Origin of the sequence: Pseudorhizobium tarimense (assembly GCF_022968135.1) — a bacterium.
Lineage (GTDB): Bacteria > Pseudomonadota > Alphaproteobacteria > Rhizobiales > Rhizobiaceae > Neorhizobium > Neorhizobium tarimense.
This window is the reverse complement of sequence record NZ_JALJRA010000002.1, coordinates 61,551-82,952: the sequence shown is the minus strand read 5'-3', so window position 1 is coordinate 82,952 and position 21,402 is coordinate 61,551. Positions and strand designations below refer to the sequence as shown.

Genomic DNA, 21,402 nt, shown 5'->3' with positions numbered 1-21,402 from the left:
GAGATTTCCGGCGGCTTTTTCTTGTCACACGTGGAGGAGCGATACGTGACCATTTCCTTTGACCTCAGCGGCAAGACCGCCATCGTGACCGGTGCCAATACGGGCCTTGGCCAGGCGATCGCCGTGGCTCTTGCCGGGGCCGATGCCGATGTTGCGCTGGTCGGCCGCTCATCGATGGCGGAGACCGAAGCTGCCATCTCGGCCGAAGGCCGCGGCAAGTGCCTCACGATCCAGGCCGACCTTTCCACCATTGAACCGGTGCAGGACGTGATCGATCAGACACTTGCCTGGTCTGGTCGGGCTGACATCCTCGTCAACAATGCCGGCATCATTCGCCGCGCCGATGCGGTCGACTTCACCGAAGCCGATTGGGATGCGGTCATGGACGTCAACCTGAAAACGGTCTTCTTCCTGTCCCAGGCCTTCGCGCGTCACCTGATCGCGAAAAGCCAGCCGGGCAAGATCATCAACATCGCCTCGCTCCTCTCCTTCCAGGGCGGCATCCGTATTCCGTCCTATACGGCATCGAAGAGCGGTCTTGCGGGCCTCACCCGCCTGCTCGCCTGCGAATGGGCCGGCAAGGGCATCAACGTCAACGCCATCGCTCCCGGCTATTTCGAGACCAACAACACCGAGGCGTTGCGCAACGACCCGGATCGCAATTCGGCGATCCTCGGGCGCATCCCGGCCGGCCATTGGGGTCGACCGGAAGAGCTTGGCGGTGCCGCGGTGTTCCTCGCCTCGGCCGCATCCGATTATATCCACGGCGTCGTGCTGCCCGTGGACGGAGGCTGGCTCGCCCGCTAGGCGAAAACTCTCTCCTCCGGCAATTCCGATCCGTTTCCGAAACGGATCGGCAGCTCTCACCACGCGTCGCAAAATCTGATCATGCTGATCAAGATTTAATTGTTGCCATCGCAGGTCATGTTTATTATCGAGGGGCTCGTGAGAGACCGGCTTTCTGCCGGCTGCCGCAGTCGTGGAACTTGGGGCCGCCAGTGCGGCGCCGAGCTCCAGCATCCGGAGAGCCTCAATCATGCCGTTTGCCGCCAACATCCGTAGTTCTCGTAACCGCACCATTCTTCGTTCTGCGGCCATTGCGATAAGCCTTCTAACGGCGACATCCCTTGCGGCACAGGAGCCGGTACCGGCACAACAGGAAGCCCCGACCGCAGAGACTGCCGCTCCGGGCACACCCGTGGCGCCGGCACCGGAAGCTACGCCGCCGCAGGCAGCGGCGCCCGCGCCGGCCGGAGTGCCCTCTGCCGCCGCTCCTTCCGTGAACTCGTCTGCACCTGATCCGGTCCTGCCGGCAGAGAGCGCCACGGAACCATCCCCTTCAGTCGCACCGAACACGATGGATCAGCCCGCCGCTGACGAAACCAACAGCGAAGTCCCGACCATGCTGCAGGATCTGCTGCCTGCCGGAGAGCGATCCGACATTCCGCACGATCTTTCACCCTGGGGGATGTTCATGGCCGCCGACTGGGTGGTCAAGGGCGTGATGATCGGCCTCGCCTTTGCCTCGCTCGTCACCTGGACGGTATGGCTTGCAAAGACGCTGGAGCTTGCGGGCGCGCGCGCGCGCGCAGGCCGGACGCTGAAGATCATTCGGAATTCCGCAACGCTGGCGGATGCCGTCGGAGCAGCAGGCCAGCGCGGCGGGCCGGCAGCCGTCATGTTGCGCTCGGCCGCCGAGGAAGTCCGTCTTTCGGAGGCAGCTCTCGACCATGCGGAAAATGCCGGGGTCAAGGAGCGCGTCTCCTCGTCCCTGTCCCGCATCGAATCCGCTGCCGGGCGGCGCATGTCGCGCGGTACCGGGGTATTGGCGACGATCGGCTCCACCGCGCCCTTCGTCGGACTGTTCGGCACCGTCTGGGGCATCATGAACGCCTTTATCGGCATCTCGGAATCGCAGACGACGAATCTTGCCGTCGTCGCACCCGGCATTGCCGAGGCGCTGCTCGCGACGGCGATCGGCCTCGTCGCCGCCATTCCGGCGGTGGTCATCTACAACGTCTTTGCCCGCTCAATCACCGGCTACCGGCAGCTGCTCGCCGATGCGGCCGCGGGTGTCGAGCGGCTGGTCAGCCGCGATCTAGATTTCCGCAAGGTCCCGCCCGGCAGCCGCAAGGCGCCCGTCTCGCTCGTCGCAGGAGAATGAGCCATGGCCGGCGGTATTCGCGAAAACCACGGTGACGAGCTTTCCGAAAACCACGAGATCAATGTCACGCCCTTCATCGACGTGATGCTGGTGCTGCTGATCATCTTCATGGTGGCGGCGCCTCTTGCGACGGTCGACGTGAATGTCGACCTTCCCGCCTCTTCCGCGCAGCCTGCACAACGACCCGACGAGCCGCTCTACCTGACCGTCAAGGAGGATCTCGGCCTCAATCTCGGCAATGATCCGGTGCAGCGCGAGCAACTGGCGGCAGCCCTGGAACGCGTGACCCAGGGCGACAAGGACACCCGCATCTTCCTGCGCGCCGACAAGGCGATCGAATACGGGCAGTTCATGGAGGTGATGAACCTTCTGCGCGATGCCGGCTATCTCAAGATCGCCCTGGTCGGGCTCGAGACGCTCCCGGCAGCGAGCCAAGAGCAGCAAGCCACACCATCGGCTCCAGCAAGCGGAGCGGCACCATGAGCGGAGCCCTCGCCCGGCCCGGCCGAACCGGGCGGCTTGCGGAGCTTGCGCTCTGGTCGACAGCAGGCGTCGTGGTTCTGACGGCGCATATCGCCGCGGCCGCCGTTCTCTTGCGGCAGGAACCGGCACCCGCCGCCGATGACGGGCCGCCGGCCGCGATCATGATCGAGCTTGCAGCGGAGCCGGAGGCGGTCAACACGGAAGAGGATCAAGTCTCGACCGAAGAGGTCGATGCGCCGGAGATCGCAAGCCGCCAACTGGAATCGGTCGAGGAGCCGCCACCGGAGATTCTGCCTGAGCCCGTGGAGCCACCACCGCCGGAAGACGTGGTCGAACCCGAGCCCGAGCCCATCGAGCAGCCGGAACCAGAGATCACCGAGACCATTCCCGAGCCCCCGCCGGAACCTGAACCGGTGGAAGAGGTCAATCCGCTCGAACAGCAGATGATCGCAGCCCTCGAAAACGTCGAAGTGCCTCTGCCAGTCAGCCGACCGCCACCGCCACCGGAGCCCAAGAAGCCGCCGCCGAAACAGGTTCGCAAGCAGCCGCAGGCATCCAAGGCGTCTCAGGCGGCAAAGCTCCAGGCAAAGCAGTCGGAGCGAACGGCTGCCAGCCAGACCACCGCCGGCTCTTCCCGCCCTTCGGTGTCACCTGCGAAGTGGAAGTCCAGGGTCCAGGCAAAGATCGCCCGCAATGCCCGTCGCTGCCCCGGCAACGACACCGGCACGGCAGCGGTACGCTTCAGCTTCGACGGCAGCGGCAATATCACCGATGTCTCCCTGTCGCGCTCCTCCGGCAATTCTGCGATCGACGATTACATCGTCTCGGCCGTTCGCCGCGCCTCGCCAATACCTGCGCCGCCATCAGGCGTTCCCAGCTATCTGGTTCAGGGGCTGAGGTGCGAATAGTCTTGGGGTTCGGTCCCGAACTTTGTAAGGGATAGCGAAAGCCGCGCCTCTCACCGGATTTCTGCCCATGCCAATGCCTCTTTCTGATGTCGAAACTCTTGTTCGCGAGATTTTCGAGGAGAATGGAACAGGCTCTATCGCTGCCGCCTCTGTATCCCGTGCCCTCGTCCAGGCTGAGGCGGCAGGCCAGTATGGCCACGGGCTGAGGCGCGTGGTGCCATATGTGGGTCAGCTTCGCAGTGGCAAGGTCGATGGACGCGCCATTCCTTCCGCCTCGCATCGGCGTCCGGCTGTTGTGGAGATCGACGCAGCATTTGGCTTTGCCTACCCCGCTATCGATCTTGCCGTCTCCACCCTTCCGGAAGTTGCACGCACGCAAGGCATCGCGATAGCGACCATCGGCCGTTCGCATCATGCCGGCGTTGCAGGGCTTGCCGTTGAACGTCTGGCTGAACGCGGGTTTGATGGCAATCATGGTCGCCAACGCACCTGCCTCTATGGCACCCTGGGGCGGCCGGAGGCGCATCTTCGGAACCAATCCGATCGCCTTTGCCGCACCCGTGGCAGGTGAGGATCCCCTCGTGATCGACCTGGCCCTTTCCACCGTTGCCGCCGGCAAGATCGTGGCGGCGCAGCAACGAGGCGAACGCATTCCGGAAGGCTGGGCGTTCGACTTGGAAGGCAATCCCACAACCGATCCGGCTGCCGCGCTGAAGGGCGTGCTGTCCCCCTCGGGGGGCGCCAAGGGTGCTGCGCTTGCGCTCATGGTGGAAGTGATGGCGGCAGGACTGACGGGCGCGAACTTCTCCTATGAAGCCTCGTCCTTCTTCGAGGCTGAAGGCGCGCCACCCGCCGTGGGCCAGGTGATCATCGCGATCGATCCGGGAGCCGGCAACGCCGCTGATCGTGTCGCCGAGCTTGCACGGGAGATGACGAGCGAGGAGGGCGTTCGGCTGCCCGGCCGCCGGGGCCAGACAAGCCGGAGACGGGCGTTGGAAGATGGACTCTCGGTCGACAATGAATTGATGAAGGAGATCGAGGCTCTCAAGCGGGCATAAGCAGGCACCGCGCCGATCAAGAGAGGCCCAGAAAAGGAAAAAGCCCGACGCGGGAGGAGGTGCGTCGGGCTTTAAACTTGATCGGCAATTGGGAGGAGGAGGAGATTGCCGATCCGTATCTAACGACGCTGGGAGGAGGAGTGCGTCGCTTCGATGGACAGACATATATGCCGCGCCGGATGCCTTGCCAAGAGCTCTGCTGCAACGCAGCAATGCACTGGATGCAAAGCTTCATCTATGTCATCCCTCGCGGGAGCCATGAGCCCCCTCCGCTTGCCGCAGCCCGACCGATGTGGCATTGCCTCCCCACCAACATAGAGGCCAATGATGAGCAGTATCCGCTACCACGAAGGTGACATTTCCGCAGCTGACGCCGCGCGCTATACGGGCGACATCGCAATCGACACCGAGACCTTGGGGCTCGTGCCGCGCCGCGACCGGCTGTGTGTGGTGCAGCTTTCGCCGGGCGACGGCACGGCGGATGTCGTTCGCATCTCGGCAGGACAGAAGGAGGCGCCAAATCTTGTGGCGCTTCTGGCAGACCCGGCCCGCCGGAAGATCTTTCACTACGGCCGCTTCGATATCGCCGTCCTCTTCCATACCTTCGGCATCACCACCACGCCCGTCTTCTGCACCAAGATCGCCTCACGACTGACACGAACCTATACCGATCGTCACGGCCTCAAAGACAATCTCAAGGAACTGCTCGAGATCGACGTGTCCAAGGCGCAGCAGCAGTCCGACTGGGCAGCCGAGGTTCTTTCGCCGGCGCAGCTCGAATACGCCGCCTCCGACGTGCTGCACCTGCACGCCTTGGCACAGAAGCTGACGGAGCGTCTCAACCGCGATGGCCGGATGGAACTGGCGATTGCATGTTTCGAGTTCCTGCCCTCGCGCGCCAAGCTCGACCTCCTCGGCTGGGAAGAAACCGACATCTTCGCCCACAGCTGAACGGCACCAGATCCCGGCACCGTAGTTTAACATGCCGTTAAATCTGCGGCCCTAAGCTACAGCCAAATGTCTGGGGTGCGGGATCATGCTTCTACCGACAGATGCAGCCTTCGGGCTGGCAGCAACCAACCTTATGCAGTCGACGCTCGACAGCATGGAGGAATGGCGCAAGCAGAACGAGGAAGAGGCCACCGGCGAGAAGAAGGACCCTCTCGTCGAGGCGCGCATTAGCGCCAGCCTGGAGGCCAGGCGGGCGAAGGAGAAGATCGCCGAGGCCTTGTTCAGCGTCAACAGGGTCGACCCCAACGAGCTGAAGATGCAGCTGACCGAGCGGCTGGCCGCCAGGCTCGGCATCGATCTCGACGAAGAACGCTCCAACTACTCCCTCGGCAAGGCGATCGAGGACGCTGTCAAGGAGCTTGATCCAACGGAAGTGGCAAAGCTTGAGAAGGATCTTGGGCTGACCGAGGCGGGCGTGACGCTCGCGACCGTGATTGCCGCAATCAAGAACCCCTATGGCGACGACAACACCCGCCTGATGGACGGCCTGGCGAAAATCGCAAATGGCGGACAGGGAAGCTTCGATGTCGATCGAGTCCTGCAGCGTCTGGAAGACGTCGCGGATCCGAAGACACTCGAAGAGCTGAAGCTCGGGCCGCAGGGATACGATCCGACGCGGGTGGAGGATGCCGAGGCGCGCGCCGAGCGGCAGGAGGATATCCAGGCACTGGAGGCAGCTGAGAAGCTCGAAGACGTCCAGGACATCCAGGAAGCGGTTGCAGCCCATAATGACAATGCCATCAAGGGCGACGGGGCCGGCAAGACGGAAGCCGAACCAGGTCCGTCCGATGCTGACATGGTCCTGCTTCTGGGCGCCACGGTGGAGCAGGCGAAGTCGGTCGATAGCGACACCGATGTCGCGTTGAGCAACGACGTCGCGGAAGCGCCTGCCACCGACGTTCCCTCCGGGGAACCGGAAGAACTGAACGAAGTGAATGCTCAGGCAATTGAGGAGATGGCGGCAGAAGCGGCAACGGAAGTCCTGCCTGAGGTGCTGCCGATCACCGTGGACGAGATCGGTCTCTACGAGCTGCTGAAAGAGAAGCTCGCGGCTTAGCTAAGCCTATCCGGCGGTGAGCCTATCCGTCCCTTCACGACGTTAGCGAGTTGTTAACGAACCTCGTGCCATTCTAGCCAATCAATCGGCATGGGTGACGCCATGAGGCGTCGCGGCCGCAGCGCCGAACGCTGCAACAACATCTTTTACCGCTGTAGCCGATCTGTCTTGCCAACGCGAAGACAACCAGGGAGCAGATCATGCTGCCGCCTCTCGGCGCTGCCTTGAGCGCCTCCGTTGATTACCAGACCGCCACACGGTCGCTCATACGTCCACCGGCAAGTGGCGCCCCAGGCGATGGCACCGGTACTGCTACCCTGCCCCCCAACCTCCTCAGCGGCGGACGCGTCGACATCCTTTCGTTGTCCACCCAGCTCAACCTCGCTCAAGGTCTGTCAGCTTTCGCCGACACGATCGGCAGCTTGCTGAAGATCAGCCGGCGGGAAGGTGAGAGCCTGCTCGACTACGCGCATCGTCTTTCGGATGCGCTGAAGTCGCTCAGTCCTTCGCAACGCGCACTGCTGGAGCAGAACCTCACACAACTCTTGCGAGGCGTCACGTTGCGCGTGCTCATCGACGTTCTCAACAACCCGTTGGGTCCCGAAGCCGCACGTCTCAGTGCGCAGCTCGAAATGGCGCAGGTGAAGGACAGGGATCTGGCGGCGCGTGCCGTGGTCACCTCCTATCGCCAGAATGATGGCTCGGAAGCCGCGCTCACGCCAACCCCGACGAGCCGTCCTGACGTTGTTGCGAGCCCGGCGGGGCCGACGCGCCAGCCGTCTCCCACCTCCCCCACTACTAGCCCCAATCCGGCATCTGCACCAGCGACAGCACCGAAGGCGGGAGCAAGCACTGTCCCGGCAAGGGTGAGCATCGACGTGCCAAGTCTTGCCCCTGACTTCGAGAGCGAAGCTCCGGGGAACAGCACAGCGACACGCTCAGTGGCCGCCTCGACCGTTACAGGTTCGCCGCCCACCATGGGCAGAGAGGCCGCTGCCGGCTCAAATATGCTCTTCAACAGCAGTCCGAGTGCAGAAGTCGACCTGCCGGAGATTCTGCACGGCGCTGCCAAGGCGGGACAAGCCGAGCCGCAGGCTCCCACGGTTGCGCAGGCAAATGGGAAGGCCGCCGCGGGCGAAGCCCTCGCCCATGCTTCCGCCGCGGCCCTTGCCTTAACCCCTGACGCCCCTCTCCTTGCGCGCGCGGCGCAGCGGGTTCTGGAGGGCGCGAAGAACGCCTTCCTGCAGCAGGTCCTGTTCCAGTCCGGCAACACCGGCAGCGCTTCGCCACAGGCACCCATCCAGACTGCCGCTGGTAACACCCCTCTTTCGCCGTCACCGCAGGCTGGTTCAGTACAGTCTGGCACCGAGGCATCGGTGACGACATCACGGTTCGACATGCCTCAGCCGCTTCCAAGCTCGCCGAGTTCGGCCGCCGCGGGTACGACGGAGACAAGCGAACTTCAACCGCTGCCGCAACCTGCCGTGGTCAAGGTGGCGGCAGCGCCGGCACAAGTGCTTCCCGACCCGGCCGCCTTCGTTGCCGCGGCGCCGATGATTGCTCGGGAAGGTCTGGCCCAGGCCTTTGTTACCTATCCGCCGGCACCACAGCCGCCGCGGGAAGAGGAACGGGACGTGGAACGTGTCTCGGCCATCGATGAAGATGGCGGGGGCCGGTCTTCGCATCAGGATGCGCAGGGGGACAATCAGAGCGCAGAGGACGACCATCCGTCCGGTGACGGCGAAGATGACGCGGTCGGCGGGAGCAATGACGGTCGCGCCGACCACGCCCAGGACCTCTATTTCCGGATGGCCGATCTGACCTGACGCACTTGAGCAGATTGCAGGCAACGAAAAAGGCCGCCGGACTTGCATCCGGCGGCCTTTGATCATGAGGAACAGCGTTTACTCGTTGTTGCCGCGGTTCTTGAGAGCCGCACCCAGGATGTCGCCGAGCGATGCACCCGAGTCGGACGAACCGAACTGAGCGACGGCTTCCTTCTCTTCTGCGATCTCGAGAGCCTTGATCGACAGCATGACCTTGCGGTCCTTCTTGGAGAAGTTGGTGACGCGAGCGTCGACAACCTGACCAACGGAGAAGCGCTCCGGACGCTGTTCGTCGCGATCGCGAGACAGGTCGGCACGACGGATGAAGGAGGTGATGTCGTCGTGGTTGACGAGCTTCACTTCAATGCCACCATCGTTGACGCCGATGACTTCGCACGAGACGACGGCATTCTTGCGCAGTTCGCCGGAAGCGGCGGCATCGCCGACCGAATCCTTGCCGAGCTGCTTGATGCCAAGCGAGATGCGCTCCTTGTCGACGTCCACATCAAGAACAACGGCCTTGACCATATCGCCCTTGTTGTACTCTTCGATGACCTGCTCACCCGGACGGTTCCAGTCGAGGTCGGAGAGGTGAACCATGCCGTCGACATCGCCTTCGAGGCCGATGAACAGGCCGAACTCGGTCTTGTTCTTGACTTCGCCTTCGACTTCCGTGCCAGCCGGATGGCTGAACGCGAATGCCTGCCACGGGTTCTCAAGCGTCTGCTTGAGACCGAGCGAGATACGGCGCTTGGACGGATCGACTTCGAGAACGACAACGTCGACATCCTGCGTCGTGGACAGGATCTTGCCGGGGTGAACGTTCTTCTTGGTCCAGGACATTTCCGAGATGTGGATCAGGCCTTCAATGCCCGGCTCCAGCTCGACGAACGCACCGTAGTCGGTGATGTTCGTGACCGTACCGGAGATCTTCTTGCCGATCGGGTACTTGGCCGAGATGCCATCCCAAGGGTCAGACTCGAGCTGCTTCATGCCGAGCGAGATACGGTGGGTTTCTTGGTTGATTCGGATGATCTGAACCTTGACCGACTGGCCGATGGACAGGATTTCCGACGGATGGTTAACGCGGCGCCAGGCCATGTCGGTGACGTGCAGCAGGCCGTCGATGCCGCCGAGGTCAACGAACGCACCGTAATCGGTGATGTTCTTGACGACGCCGTCAACAACCTGGCCTTCTTCGAGGTTCTGAACGATTTCAGAACGCTGCTCGGCACGGGACTCTTCGAGAACCGTACGGCGCGAAACAACGATGTTGCCGCGACGCTTGTCCATCTTGAGGATTTCGAAGGGCTGCGGGTTGTGCATCAGCGGGGTGACGTCGCGGATCGGACGGATGTCCACCTGCGAACGCGGCAGGAAGGCCACGGCGCCATCCAGATCGACGGTGAAACCACCCTTGACCTGGTTGAAGATGATGCCTTCGACGCGCTCGCCGGCTTCGAACTTGGCTTCCAGCTTGACCCAGCTTTCTTCGCGGCGAGCCTTCTCGCGCGACAGAACAGCTTCGCCGAGAGCGTTTTCGATGCGCTCGACATAGACTTCGACTTCGTCGCCGACCTTCAGCGATCCGTCCTTGCCCTTGACGCCGAATTCCTTCAGCGCGATGCGACCTTCGACCTTGAGGCCGACGTCGACAACAGCCATGTCCTTTTCGATTGCCGTGACCAGACCCTTGGTCACATAGCCTTCGGCCAGATCGGTCTGTGCGAAGGATTCTTCGAGGAGGGCTGCGAAGTCCTCCCGCGTGGGGTTAGATACTGCCATGAAATCTCCTGAGAGTGCCCTTTCAAGGACACATATGCGCCGGTGGTTCGTGTTGAACACGCTCGTAGTCAGTCCGCCTCGTCTTGGAGGCAATCCGGCGCAAGGACTGATCTGCGAGCTTAAGCTGACGTGCCGGAACCCGGCAGGCGTCAATTCTTCTTCAAGGCAGCGTCGATAAGGCTCTTCGCGGCCTGAAACGCGGCTTCTATACTCATTTCCGAGGTATCTAGCAAGTGTGCATCGTCCGCCGGCTTCAGCGGGCTGTCGGCACGGCCCATGTCGCGCTCGTCACGCTTCTTCACGTCGGCGAAGATTTCATCCAAATCCGCCGCACCGCCCCCTGAGGTAATCTCGTCATAGCGACGTCTGGCGCGCACCTCCGGCGAGGCCGTGACATAGAGCTTTACCGGCGCATCGGGGCAGACGACGGTGCCGATATCGCGGCCGTCCAGCACCGTTCCCGGCTCGCGTCGCGAAAAGGCCTGCTGCGCCTCGACCAGTGCCCGGCGCACCGACGGCATCACCGCGATCTTCGACGCTGCCTCGCCAATTTCATGGCGCGACAGGACCGAGCGATCAAGACCGCCGAGATCCACCTCGCGCGCCATCCTTGCCGCCACCTCTTCGTCATCGAGCGGCAGGCCCGCATCGAGAAGCGCCTTGGCGGTGGCGCGGTAGGTAAGACCGGTGTCGAGGTGCTGGAAGCCGTAGGTCTCGGCGATCCGGCGCGACAGTGTTCCCTTGCCCGCCGCTGCCGGACCGTCGATGGCGATGACGAAGCCCATCAGGCCGCCCTGCTTTCGACCGGCTCGATGCGGGCGCCGAGCCCCGTCATCAGGTCCATGAATTCCGGGAAGCTGGTGGCGATGATGCCGGCGTCGTCGACCGTCACCGCGTGTTCGGAGACCAGACCCATCACCAGAAAACTCATGGCGATGCGGTGATCGAGGTGGGTGACGACTGGCGCACCGGAGACATTGCCATAGCCCTTGCCGCTCGGACGGCCGCGGACTACAAGCGTGTCCTCGCCCTCGTCGCAATCGACGCCGTTCAGCTTCAGCCCGTCGGCGACCGCGGACAGGCGATCGGATTCCTTGACCCGCAGCTCTTCGAGGCCGAGCATGGTGGTGGTCCCCTCGGCAAAGGCGGCCGCGACGGCAAGCACGGGATATTCGTCGATCATCGACGGAGCCCGATCCGCCGGCACGGTCACGCCCTTCAGCTGCGAATGGCGCACGCGCAGATCCGCCACGTCTTCGCCGCCCGCCAGCCGCGGGTTCATGATTTCGATATCGGCACCCATCTCCTGCAGCGTCAGGATGAGGCCGGTGCGGGTCGGGTTCATCAGCACGTTCTCGATGGTCACGTCGGAGCCTTCAACCAGCAGCGCCGCCACCAGCGGGAAGGCGGTGGACGACGGATCGCCCGGCACGTCGATCACCTGGCCGGTCAGCTTGCCGCGGCCTTCCAGCCGGATGGTGCGCACGCCCTCGGCATCCGTTTCCACCGTGAGATTTGCACCAAAGCCCTGCAGCATCTTTTCCGTATGGTCGCGCGTCATCACCGGCTCGATCACCGTCGTGATGCCGGGGGTGTTGAGACCAGCCAGCAGGACCGCCGACTTCACCTGGGCGGAGGCCATCGGCACGCGGTAGGTGATCGGGTTAGGCGTGGAAGGCCCGCGCAGCGTGGCCGGCAGGCGGTCGCCCTCGGCCGCCTTCACCTGGACGCCCATCTCGCGCAGCGGATTGAGCACCCGGCCCATCGGCCGTTTGGTCAGCGATGCGTCGCCGATGAAGGTGGAATCGAAGTCGTAGACGCCGACGAGACCCATGGTCAGCCGGCAGCCGGTGCCGGCATTGCCGAAATCGAGCGGCGCCTCCGGCGCCAGCAGCGCACCATTGCCGGTACCCTGGATGATCCACTCGTCGCCGATCTTCTCGATCTTGGCGCCCATGGCGCGCATGGTCTTGCCGGTGTTGATGACGTCCTCGCCCTCCAGCAGGCCGGTGATGCGGGTTTCTCCGGACGCAAGGCCGCCGAACATGAAGGAGCGGTGCGAGATCGACTTGTCGCCCGGAATACGGACGGTGCCCTTCAGATCGGCGGATTTCTGCGAGCGGGCCGGCTTCAACGCGACACCATGCGACATGGTCTGTCCTTCTTTATGTGGTCCTTCGATTTTGCGCTGGTGGTTAGCACAAAGCAGAAAGCCGGTCATCCGGCTAATTGCGTCCCGGCGGCCCGCAAATGGCGCCCAAGTTTACCTTTGACAGAAAAGAGCACAGGCCTTATGGGGACCGGCTTAGTTTCTCACCCGTTGACAGCCGCTCCGGCGGCCAAGCCGACCTGATCGGCCAGACTCACGAGGCTTTCACAGTGGCAAAAGCGGAACTCGGAACCAAACGTACCGACCCGGATACCGGCAAGAAGTTCTACGACCTCAACCGCGACCCGGTTGTTTCCCCCTATACCGGCAAGTCCTGGCCGCTCTCCTTCTTCGAGGAGAACACGGCCCAGATGAAGATGGAGCAGGCCGAGGAAGAGGAAATTCAGGAAGTCGATACCGAGAACACGGAAGTCGAACTGACGACCAACGACGACAGCGACGATTCCAACGGCGATGACCTGCCGGATATGGGCGACGATGACGTCGAGATCGAAGGCGACGACGATGACGACACCTTCCTGGAAGCCGACGAAGACGACGATAATGACGACATGAGCGGCATCATCGGCGTGACCGGCGACGACGACGAAGTCTGATCGACGAACGATCGCCCGGCGAACTGACAAATTTCGCCGGGCCACGCATTTACGGCTTGCACTCTCCAAAAACCGGAAGTAAGAAGCCGCCACTCCGGGCGACGCGCCCGCGAGTTTCCCAGGACCGGACATCACGCCGGACCACCCTGATGGGGCTATAGCTCAGCTGGGAGAGCGCTTGCATGGCATGCAAGAGGTCAGCGGTTCGATCCCGCTTAGCTCCACCAAGTTTCTTCCCGTGTCCATAAACGTCAGTTAGAAACAATTAGCTTACCCTGTCTACCTGACATACAATTCGGGCACGGTCGACAGTGCCAGTCCTACTGCTAGTAAGCGACGATCCAGCTTGATCAGACGGCCACTTCGGGTCAAGGTTGCATATCTCCAGTGGGGCAACCAATGAACACCGTTCGCACGGCGCTATATGAAGCTATCGCTGCGGCCTTGCCAATTGCGATAATCTATTTCGCGGGCTGGGCATACTTGGTCAAATACCTCGCAGAGTTCGGTATCGATGCGACCCAGGTATCGATCGCGCTCAGCACGGTCCTAGCTTATGCCTTCGTGCCGTTGAAGTCCGGTGGCGTCATCATGTATTGCGCGGTCGCGCTATTCGTCATCGGGTACCTAGTGACGACGCGAGTTCATAAAACTGTCAAGCGATTAAGCTTCATTTTTGCTATCGTCGGCCTCGCCTTGTTTCTATTCGTGATTGACGATGCTGCTGCACGCGCTGCTGCAAAGATGGCCAAGCACGTCTGGAATGGTCAGAAGTCCATCTCTATTCCTGTTCTCAATCAACCTGCCACGAACGACGCGGCATCCATCTTTCAGACATGCAGCAAGGAGCGTCGATTACGGCAAATTATCGGGCTGACTGATGAAATGTATGTCTTATGCCGGGACGCGTATTTCCCGTGTTCGTATGCCCTTATGTTCGCGATCAACAAAGAGGGCAGGATTATCTATCTGCTGAACGGAGGAGGCGACTGGTCAATGAGAATTGCGCGAACTAGCCTGTTAGCGATGATAACTGTCGGCTTGGCTGTAGACGCTTTCGCGCAACAACAGCAGCAAGCTACCCCTCAGGGAAGCGAACTGGGGCAACAAGATCCTGGCTTCCAATCGATACCTGTATGGTCAGAAACGTTGTTGCTGGTAGAGGGCCCGTACAAGCTCAAAGGATCTTTCGGCGTGTTTGGTTACGTCATCGCGAGGAATGCAGGCAAAGTCACCTTCAAATCTTGCAACGCCGAAACTATTGAAGTTGACGAATCTGTCTTGGAAATGACGCGCGATGGATGCGAGTACCAGGCACCGGAAAAAGACAATGCCATCACAGTTGCTTGTGCCGATCTACCCCCAGCTTGGGGGAAAGCGGCATCTGATGTCTTAGCTAACGTGACCTCTGACAAGATCGGCTCAGTGTACGCGGCTACCTCAGATGGGAAAGCTGAGCGGATTGCGTCGCCCGATAATTACCTCGCAATGGCGACCATTGACGAAGTCAAGGCCATCCAACCATGTGGCGGAGTGCTCACCGGCTTCAGCGGCACGGGCGTGCCGGTCACGGGAATTGTCGCCGTTGAGCCAACTGAACGCTAGAGTCCGCAATCTTAACGTGTGACAAGCTTACGTGGGCGTTGCGCCCCAAGCTCCAACGTCTTACTCACAGCATTGACATCCGCCCCCATTCCCGCTGAATGGGCCGCATGATCACCGGCGCCGCTCATTCTTCCCGTCGCCTGCGGGCAGCGTTTCTTCCCCTTCTTCTCGCGTTGAGCCTTTCCGGCTGTGCGGGGCGGCCGGAAGGGGTGCTGATCCCGACGGCCTCGGCGGCAGCGCCGGGCGAAGAGGTCGACATTTTCGTCGCGACGACGCGCCAGCCTTCCAGGGATCCGGGCATCCTGTTTTCCGGCGAGCGCGGCCAGGATCTCGAAGCGACCGCCATTACCGTGTCCATTCCGCCCGATGCCAATCGCGAGATTGGCGAGGTGCAATGGCCGAAGCGGCTGCCGGCCGATCCCGCCACGGAATTTGCGACCGTGCGGGTCGAGCCGGTCCAGACGGAGAAGGGCGCCAACCGCTGGCTTTCAAAGCACCTGCCGCCGAGCAAGCGGGTGCTCGTCTTCGTCCACGGCTTCAACAACCGCTACGAGGAGGCCGTCTACCGCTTCGCGCAGATCGTTCATGATTCCAATGCCGAGGCAGCGCCCGTGCTCTTCACCTGGCCGTCGCGCGCTTCGATCTTCGACTACAATTACGACAAGGAAAGCGCGAACTACTCGCGCGACGGGCTGGAGCGCGTGCTCGACCAGATCGCCGATGATCCGCAGGTGGCCGACGTCGTGGTGCTTGCCCACTCCATGGGATCCTGGCTGACGGTGGAGGCGCTGCGCCAGATGGCGATCCGCGAGGGCCGCGTCGAGCCGAAGATCCGCAACGTCATCCTTGCTTCGCCCGATCTTGACGTCGACGTGTTCGGCCAGCAGCTCGAGACGATCGGCGAGGACGGGCCGCACTTCACCCTCTTCGTTTCACGCGACGACCGGGCACTGCAGCTGTCTCGGCGCATTTCCGGCAGCATCGACCGGCTGGGGCAGATCGACCCAACAGTTGAGCCCTACCGGTCCGAGTTCGAGAAGGCCGGGATCACCGTTCTCGACCTGACGGCGCTCGAAAGCGGCGATCCGCTGAACCACGGCAAGTTCGCGCAAAGCCCGCAGGTCGTGCAGCTGATCGGTTCGCGCCTGCTCGCCGGGCAGGAGATCACCACCGGCGGCGTGGCGCTTGGCGACCGCCTGGGCGCGATCGCGCTCGGCACGGCGCAGACGGTAGGAGGCGTGGCGAGTGCCACGGTCAGCGCACCGATCGCCGTCTTCGACCCCGACACCCGCCGGACCTATGGCGAGCAGATCAACCGCGTCGGCCGCTCGATCGAGAACACCATCGTTTCGACGGTCGCTCAGTAAGCGCTGAGGTGAGCCCTCAGGCCCGGATCGCTCGGCCTTCGGCGTCGAAGCGGTGCATGCTGGCGGCATCCGGCGTGGCGTAGACGATGTCGTCAGCCGCATAGGGGTGCTCGCCGAAGAGGCGCACCGTCAGCAGGCCCGTCACGTCCGTTTCCAGATAGACGATGGTGTCGGCGCCCAGATGCTCGACATGCTCCACCCGGCCCTTCCAGGTGCCGGCCTCACGCGACAGCGTAATGTGCTCGGGCCGGATGCCGATCGTGGAAGCATTCGTCTCGTTGAGTCGTCCTGCCTCGATGAAGTTCATCTGCGGGGAGCCGATGAAGCCTGCGACGAAGAGGTTGGCCGGGCGGTTGTAGAGCTCCATCGGCGAGCCGATCTGCTCGATGGCGCCGGCGCTCAGGACGACGATCTTGTCGGCCAGCGTCATCGCTTCCACCTGGTCGTGGGTGACGTAGATCATCGTCGCCTTCAGGCGCCGGTGGAGGGCCGCGATCTCAAGCCGCGTCTGGACGCGCAGCGCCGCATCGAGGTTGGAGAGCGGCTCGTCGAACAGGAAAAGCTTCGGTTCGCGCACGATGGCACGACCGATTGCGACGCGCTGGCGCTGGCCGCCGGAAAGTTCCGCCGGGCGACGGGCGAGATAGGGGTCAAGCGACAGCATGGTCGAGGCTTTCGCCACCCGCTCCTCGATCACCGCCTTCCCCTCGCCCGCCTGCTTCAGGCCAAGCCCCATATTGTCCTTCACCGTCAGGTGCGGATAAAGCGCGTAGGACTGGAAGACCATGGCGATGCCGCGCTTGGCCGGCGGCGTGTTGACCACTTCCGCCCCATCAATGCGCACGCTTCCCGAGGTCGCATCCTCCAGGCCGGCAATCACGCGCAGCAGCGTCGATTTTCCGCAGCCGGAGGGGCCGACGAAGATGACGAACTCCCCGTCCTTCACCTCCAGGTCTATGCCCTTCAGCACCTCATGCGTGCCGAAGGACTTGCGGATCGAAGAAAGTTGCAGCGAACCCAAGGCGTTCTTCCTTATAGAATGACCGGCGCGCCGGTGCGCACGCTCTGGTCGGCCGCCAGGCAGATACGCAGCGACTGCACGGCGTCGTTCATGTGGCGGTCGAGATCGATGTCCTCGCGGATCGCCTTCAGCACATAGGCCTGCTCGAGGTCGCAGAGATCCTGGTGCCCCGGCTCGCCGGCCATCGCCAGGTCCTCGTCCGGCCGCAGGAACCTGCCGTCAGGCCCCGTGTCGGCATCGTGCACGCGGATCACCGAGGTCTTGGTGTGGGTGTCGATATCGTCCGACTTGGCGTTCGGATCCATGACGATCGAGACCGAGCCTTTCGGCGACATCACGTCCTTCACGAAGAAGGCGGTCTCGGAGATCATCGGCCCCCAGCCGGCCTCGTACCAGCCGACCGAGCCGTCGTCGAACATCACCTGCAGGTGGCCGTAATTGTACATGTCCGGCGCCACCTCGTCGGAAAGACGCAGGCCCACGCCGCGCACCTGCACCGGCTTGGCATCGGTGATCTGGCACATGACGTCGACATAATGGACGCCACAGTCGACAATGGGAGAGGTCGTCTGCATCAGCGCCTTGTGCGTTTCCCAGGTCGGGCCCGAGGACTGCTGGTTGAGGTTCATTCGGAAGACGTAAGGCGGCCCGAGCTTGCGCGCCTCCTCGATCAGCCGCATCCAGGACGGGTGATGGCGCAGGATGTAGCCTATGACGAGCTTGCGCTCGGCCGCCTTCGCCGCCGCCACTACACGCTCTGCATCGGCAACCGTGGTTGCCAGCGGCTTCTCGACGAAGACATGGCAGCCGGCCTCGAAGGCCGTGACCGCGTAGTCGGCGTGGCTGTCGGAATAGGTGCAGATGGAGCAGAGGTCCGGCTTCAGCTCGGCCAGCGCCTCCGGGAAGGACGGATGGATGGTGTAACCCTGCAGCTCCTCCGGCAGCGCCGCTTCTGATCGATTGACGAGGCCGACGATCTCGAAGCCGGGGTTGTTGTGGTAGGCGAGCGCATGGCTGCGTCCCATATTGCCGAGGCCGGCGACGAGGACGCGGATGGGCTTGGTTTCAGAACTCACTTCACGGCTCCCGAGGTAATGCCGCGGATCAGCTGCCGCGAGAAGATGACGTAGAGGACCAGCACCGGCAGGATCGCCAGCGACAGGGCCGAGAGAACGGCGTTCCAGTTGGTGACGTACTGGCCGATGAACATCTGGGCGCCGAGCGTGATCGTCTTGGTCGCCTCACCGGGGGCGAGGATCAGCGGGAACCACAGGTCGTTCCAGATGGGGATCATGGTGAAGACGGCGACCGTCGCCATGGCAGGGCGCACCAGCGGCAGCACGAGGCGGAAGAAGATCGCATATTCCGACAGCCCGTCGATGCGCCCGGCGCTCTTCAGGTCGTCGGAAACGGTGCGCATAAATTCCGAGAGGATGAAGATCGCTAGCGGCAGGCCCTGCGCCGTGTAGACGAGGATCAGCGCGGTCAGCGTGTTGACGAGCCCCGTGGCTACCATGCCCTGCAGGATCGCTACCGTGCCGAGCCGGATCGGGATCATAATACCGAGCGCCAGGTAGAGCCCTAACAGCATGTTGCCGCGGAAGCGGTATTCGGAAAGCGCGAAGGCCGCCATGGCGCCGAACAGCAGCACGAGCGCGATGGAGACCACCGTCACGATCAGGCTGTTCTGGAAATAGCCGAAGAAATCACCCTGGCTCAGCACCGTTTCGTAGCCGATCAGGCTGAAGGTCTTCGGCGTCGGCAGGGCCATCGGTTCCCGGAAGATGGCATTGCGGCTCTTCAGCGAGTTCACCAGCGTCAGGAAGACCGGAAACAGCGCGATCAGCGTGTAGGCAATCAGCGCCACATGGACGAAGCCGGTGCGAAGGAAGGAGGAGCGTGCTTTCGACATGGCCTGCCCCTTCAGAACTGGTAGCGGCGGATGCGCCGCTGGATGACGAAGAGATAAAGCGACACGCCGGCCAGGATGATCAGGAACATCACGGTCGCGATCGTCGCGCCCATCGGCGGATTGCCCATCTGGTTCTGAAAGCCGAAGAAGGTGCGGTAGAGCAGCGTGCCGAGAATATCGGTCGACCCGTCCGGACCCGCCAGGGCGCCCTGGACCGTATAGATCAGGTCGAAGGCGTTGAAGTTGCCGACGAAGGTCAGCACCGAGATGATACCGATCGAGGGCAGGATCAGCGGCAGCTTGATCTTCCAGAACTGGCTCCAGCCGGTGATGCCGTCGATCTCCGCCGCTTCCAGCACCTCGTCCGGAATGTTCAAAAGTGCGGCATAGATCAGCATCATCGGGATGCCGACATATTGCCAGACGGAAATCAGCGAGACCGTGATCAGCGCGCTTTCGGGCTTGCCGAGCCAGGGCCCGAAGAAGGATTTCAGTCCGACGAGGTCCATCAGGTTGGGCGCAATCCCCCAGATCGGCGAGAGGATGAGCTTCCAGATGAAGCCGACGATGACGAAGGACAGCAGTGTCGGGACGAAGATTGCGGAGCGGTAGAAGGCTGCGAAGCGCAGGCCCGGCAGGGACAGCATGGCGGCAAGCGCAATGCCGATCGGGTTCTGCACCGCCATGTGGATCAGGAAGAAGATCGTGTTGTTGGAAAACGCGTTCCAGAAGTCGGCCGCAAGCCGCGGATCGCCGAAGAGCTGCGCGAAATTGGCGAGGCCGACGAATGCGAGCTCGCCGCCAACCACGTTGAAGAGCGACAGGCGCAGCGTCTCGATCAGCGGCAGGATCATCACTGCGGTATAAACGACGAAGGCCGGCGCCAGGAACACAGCGATGTGCCAACGGACTGGCCGCTTGGGCGTCGCTGTCTCCGTCACGGTGATATCAGACTGGCTCATCATGCGGTCCCGGAACGGCGACTTCGGTCGAACTTGTTGAAATGCCCCTCATCCGGCTGCCGCCATTGTCTCCCGTCTCGTCGAGGAAGCGGATGCCGCGTCGTTGCGGACGATCGCGAAGGAGGATGCAAGCAAGTCCCTCTCCCCGCGAATGGGGAGAGGATCAGGTGAGGCAGTCAGAGGCTCAAGGTGCCTCTTACTGCTTGGGCTTGTACCAGCTGTCGAGGCCCTTCTGGGTCTCTTCGCCAGCCTGCTCCGGCGTCATCGTGCCGTTGATGACGTTGGCGGAGGTGCGCCACATTTCGAGGTCGAGGTTTGGATCGCCGCGACCGACGATTGCCGCGCTTGGGCGGATCGTCGTTTCGCAGTTTTCACGCCAGGAAACGAATTCCTGGGCGAGCTCGTCTTCCATCTTCACCGGCGTGGAGTTGAGGCTGAAGAAGCCCGGTGCGGAGTTCGCGTAGAGTTCAGCAAATTCCGGCGAAGCAACCCAGGACAGAAAGGTCTTGGCGGCTTCCTTGTTGTCGCTGTCGGCATTGAGGCCGATGCCGATGTCGTTGTGGTCGGAGATGTAGCACTTGTCACCCTCGGCCTTTACCGGCGGCGGGAAGGCGCCCATCTCGAAATCGGCCTGACTCTTGAACGGCGCGATTTCCCATGAACCTGCCGGATAGATTGCGGCGCGGCCGAGGGTGAAGAGGTTCTGGCTGTCCGGATAGGTCTGCGCCTCAAAGCCGTCGCCGAGATAGTCCTTCCACTTGGCGAGCGTCGCATAGGGCTCGACCCACTGCGGATCGGTCAGCTTTTGCGTGCCGGCGATGAGCGCCTTGCGGCCTTCCTCGCCCTTCCAGTAGTTCGGGCCGATGTTGTAGTAGCCCATGGTCGCGGCTTCCCACTGGTCCTTCGTGCCCATGGCCATCGGGATGTAGTTGCCGTCTTCCTTGATCTTCTCGAGAACCGCGAAGAATTCTTCCTCGGTCTTCGGCACCTCGACGCCGACTTCCTCGAATGCCGCCTTGTTGTAGATGAAGCCGTGGATGACGGAGGCCATCGGCACGCAGAAGGTGGTCTGGCCGTCATCCGTCGTCCAGGCGGACTTGGCGACGTCAGAGAAGTTCTCCATGCCCTCAAGATCGTTCAGCGGCGCCAGCTGACCCTTCTCGAACATGGCAAGCGAGAGGTCGAACGGACGGCAGGTGATCAAATCGCCTGCAGTGCCAGCCTCCAGCTTGGCATTGACGGCGGAGTTATATTCCGTCGGCGCCATCGGCGCGAAGGTCACTTTGATGTCGGGATGCTTGGCTTCGAAAGCCGGGATGATCTTTTCCTGCCAGATCGGCAGGTCGTCGTTGCGCCAGCTCTCGATGGTGAGCTGTGTCTCCTGCGCCATCGCCATGCCGGCCGGGGCCAGCACGGTCGTGGCAAAGAGCATGCCTTTCAGAATACGGGTCATGTCGTTCTCCCTCTTGTTCGCGCG

The 21,402-nt window shown here is 62.5% G+C and carries 18 protein-coding genes, 1 tRNA gene and 1 pseudogene; 12 read left to right on the top strand and 8 right to left on the bottom strand.

Going from position 1 to position 21,402, the window contains the following annotated elements; all coding sequences use genetic code 11:
• The first annotated feature begins 45 nt into the window (after nt 1-45).
• The 8 genes and pseudogenes from kduD to MUU54_RS02590 all read left to right on the top strand — a co-directional run bounded on the left by kduD (nt 46) and on the right by MUU54_RS02590 (nt 8,507).
• Entirely contained in the window at nt 46-807 is a 762-nt protein-coding gene (kduD, locus tag MUU54_RS02625) for a 2-dehydro-3-deoxy-D-gluconate 5-dehydrogenase KduD (protein WP_247242489.1), read from the top strand.
• 229 nt (nt 808-1,036) lie between these two features.
• Nucleotides 1,037-2,164: a tonB-system energizer ExbB gene (exbB, locus tag MUU54_RS02620; protein ID WP_247242488.1), complete on the top strand. Its 1,128-nt coding sequence runs from the start codon at nt 1,037-1,039 to the stop codon at nt 2,162-2,164.
• 3 nt (nt 2,165-2,167) lie between these two features.
• Nucleotides 2,168-2,647 carry a TonB system transport protein ExbD gene (gene exbD / locus MUU54_RS02615; RefSeq protein ID WP_247242487.1) on the top strand — a complete coding sequence of 160 codons (480 nt, stop codon included), beginning with the start codon at nt 2,168-2,170 and terminating at the stop codon, nt 2,645-2,647.
• A complete protein-coding gene (locus MUU54_RS02610) occupies nt 2,644-3,555 on the top strand; it encodes a TonB family protein (RefSeq protein ID WP_247242486.1) in 912 nt (303 codons plus the stop codon). Before exbD ends, MUU54_RS02610 begins: the two co-directional genes overlap by 4 nt.
• 67 nt (nt 3,556-3,622) lie before the next feature.
• Nucleotides 3,623-4,613, top strand: a pseudogene (locus tag MUU54_RS02605) (Ldh family oxidoreductase).
• 324 nt (nt 4,614-4,937) lie between these two features.
• A complete protein-coding gene (locus MUU54_RS02600; RefSeq protein ID WP_247242485.1) occupies nt 4,938-5,564 on the top strand; it encodes a ribonuclease D in 627 nt (208 codons plus the stop codon).
• Between the two features lie 85 nt (nt 5,565-5,649).
• The gene (locus MUU54_RS02595; protein ID WP_247242484.1) at nt 5,650-6,681 is read left to right on the top strand and encodes a hypothetical protein; all 1,032 of its coding nucleotides are present in this window, start codon (nt 5,650-5,652) and stop codon (nt 6,679-6,681) included.
• A 200-nt stretch (nt 6,682-6,881) separates the two neighbouring features.
• Entirely contained in the window at nt 6,882-8,507 is a 1,626-nt protein-coding gene (locus MUU54_RS02590) for a hypothetical protein (RefSeq protein ID WP_247242483.1), read from the top strand.
• Nucleotides 8,508-8,585: 78 nt separating this feature from the next.
• On the opposite strand, the gene rpsA is transcribed toward MUU54_RS02590, so the two are convergent.
• The 3 genes from rpsA to aroA form a co-directional block, all read right to left on the bottom strand.
• Nucleotides 8,586-10,292, bottom strand: a complete 1,707-nt coding sequence (gene rpsA, locus MUU54_RS02585; protein WP_247242482.1) for a 30S ribosomal protein S1 — start codon at nt 10,290-10,292, stop codon at nt 8,586-8,588.
• 149 nt (nt 10,293-10,441) lie between these two features.
• A complete protein-coding gene (cmk, locus tag MUU54_RS02580) occupies nt 10,442-11,077 on the bottom strand; it encodes a (d)CMP kinase (protein WP_247242481.1) in 636 nt (211 codons plus the stop codon).
• Complete coding sequence (gene aroA, locus MUU54_RS02575; RefSeq protein ID WP_247242480.1) at nt 11,077-12,444, bottom strand: 3-phosphoshikimate 1-carboxyvinyltransferase; 1,368 nt, start codon at nt 12,442-12,444, stop codon at nt 11,077-11,079. The genes cmk and aroA overlap by 1 nt, the downstream gene beginning before the upstream one ends.
• Before the next feature lie 227 nt (nt 12,445-12,671).
• Between aroA and MUU54_RS02570 the strand changes: the two genes are divergently transcribed.
• The 4 genes from MUU54_RS02570 to MUU54_RS02555 all read left to right on the top strand — a co-directional run bounded on the left by MUU54_RS02570 (nt 12,672) and on the right by MUU54_RS02555 (nt 16,030).
• Nucleotides 12,672-13,058, top strand: a complete 387-nt coding sequence (locus tag MUU54_RS02570; protein ID WP_247242479.1) for a TIGR02300 family protein — start codon at nt 12,672-12,674, stop codon at nt 13,056-13,058.
• Nucleotides 13,059-13,209: 151 nt separating this feature from the next.
• A tRNA-Ala gene (locus tag MUU54_RS02565) sits at nt 13,210-13,285 on the top strand.
• Nucleotides 13,286-13,457: 172 nt separating this feature from the next.
• Nucleotides 13,458-14,663 carry a hypothetical protein gene (locus tag MUU54_RS02560; protein WP_247242478.1) on the top strand — a complete coding sequence of 402 codons (1,206 nt, stop codon included), beginning with the start codon at nt 13,458-13,460 and terminating at the stop codon, nt 14,661-14,663.
• Between the two features lie 107 nt (nt 14,664-14,770).
• Nucleotides 14,771-16,030, top strand: a complete 1,260-nt coding sequence (locus tag MUU54_RS02555) for an alpha/beta hydrolase (RefSeq protein WP_247242477.1) — start codon at nt 14,771-14,773, stop codon at nt 16,028-16,030.
• A 16-nt stretch (nt 16,031-16,046) separates the two neighbouring features.
• Here the strand turns inward: MUU54_RS02555 and MUU54_RS02550 are convergent, their stop codons facing one another.
• From MUU54_RS02550 to MUU54_RS02530, 5 genes are all read right to left on the bottom strand, one after another.
• Nucleotides 16,047-17,051: an ABC transporter ATP-binding protein gene (locus tag MUU54_RS02550; RefSeq protein WP_247242476.1), complete on the bottom strand. Its 1,005-nt coding sequence runs from the start codon at nt 17,049-17,051 to the stop codon at nt 16,047-16,049.
• A gap of 11 nt (nt 17,052-17,062) precedes the next feature.
• Complete coding sequence (locus tag MUU54_RS02545) at nt 17,063-18,127, bottom strand: Gfo/Idh/MocA family protein (RefSeq protein WP_312038795.1); 1,065 nt, start codon at nt 18,125-18,127, stop codon at nt 17,063-17,065.
• Nucleotides 18,124-18,963 carry a carbohydrate ABC transporter permease gene (locus MUU54_RS02540; protein ID WP_247242475.1) on the bottom strand — a complete coding sequence of 280 codons (840 nt, stop codon included), beginning with the start codon at nt 18,961-18,963 and terminating at the stop codon, nt 18,124-18,126. Before MUU54_RS02540 ends, MUU54_RS02545 begins: the two co-directional genes overlap by 4 nt.
• Nucleotides 18,964-18,974: 11 nt before the next feature.
• A complete protein-coding gene (locus MUU54_RS02535) occupies nt 18,975-19,925 on the bottom strand; it encodes a carbohydrate ABC transporter permease (RefSeq protein ID WP_247242474.1) in 951 nt (316 codons plus the stop codon).
• A gap of 196 nt (nt 19,926-20,121) precedes the next feature.
• Complete coding sequence (locus MUU54_RS02530) at nt 20,122-21,378, bottom strand: ABC transporter substrate-binding protein (protein ID WP_247242473.1); 1,257 nt, start codon at nt 21,376-21,378, stop codon at nt 20,122-20,124.
• Nucleotides 21,379-21,402: the final 24 nt, after the last annotated feature.

Coding starts and splice junctions, on each gene's coding strand:
- MUU54_RS02555 (WP_247242477.1), top strand. CDS start 14,771: ATGATCACCGGCGCCGCTCATTCTTCCCGTCGCCTGCGGGCAGCGTTT.
- aroA (WP_247242480.1), bottom strand. CDS start 12,444: ATGTCGCATGGTGTCGCGTTGAAGCCGGCCCGCTCGCAGAAATCCGCC.
- MUU54_RS02610 (WP_247242486.1), top strand. CDS start 2,644: ATGAGCGGAGCCCTCGCCCGGCCCGGCCGAACCGGGCGGCTTGCGGAG.
- MUU54_RS02540 (WP_247242475.1), bottom strand. CDS start 18,963: ATGTCGAAAGCACGCTCCTCCTTCCTTCGCACCGGCTTCGTCCATGTG.
- MUU54_RS02590 (WP_247242483.1), top strand. CDS start 6,882: ATGCTGCCGCCTCTCGGCGCTGCCTTGAGCGCCTCCGTTGATTACCAG.
- rpsA (WP_247242482.1), bottom strand. CDS start 10,292: ATGGCAGTATCTAACCCCACGCGGGAGGACTTCGCAGCCCTCCTCGAA.
- cmk (WP_247242481.1), bottom strand. CDS start 11,077: ATGGGCTTCGTCATCGCCATCGACGGTCCGGCAGCGGCGGGCAAGGGA.
- MUU54_RS02600 (WP_247242485.1), top strand. CDS start 4,938: ATGATGAGCAGTATCCGCTACCACGAAGGTGACATTTCCGCAGCTGAC.
- exbB (WP_247242488.1), top strand. CDS start 1,037: ATGCCGTTTGCCGCCAACATCCGTAGTTCTCGTAACCGCACCATTCTT.
- MUU54_RS02530 (WP_247242473.1), bottom strand. CDS start 21,378: ATGACCCGTATTCTGAAAGGCATGCTCTTTGCCACGACCGTGCTGGCC.
- MUU54_RS02595 (WP_247242484.1), top strand. CDS start 5,650: ATGCTTCTACCGACAGATGCAGCCTTCGGGCTGGCAGCAACCAACCTT.
- MUU54_RS02560 (WP_247242478.1), top strand. CDS start 13,458: ATGAACACCGTTCGCACGGCGCTATATGAAGCTATCGCTGCGGCCTTG.
- exbD (WP_247242487.1), top strand. CDS start 2,168: ATGGCCGGCGGTATTCGCGAAAACCACGGTGACGAGCTTTCCGAAAAC.
- MUU54_RS02535 (WP_247242474.1), bottom strand. CDS start 19,925: ATGAGCCAGTCTGATATCACCGTGACGGAGACAGCGACGCCCAAGCGG.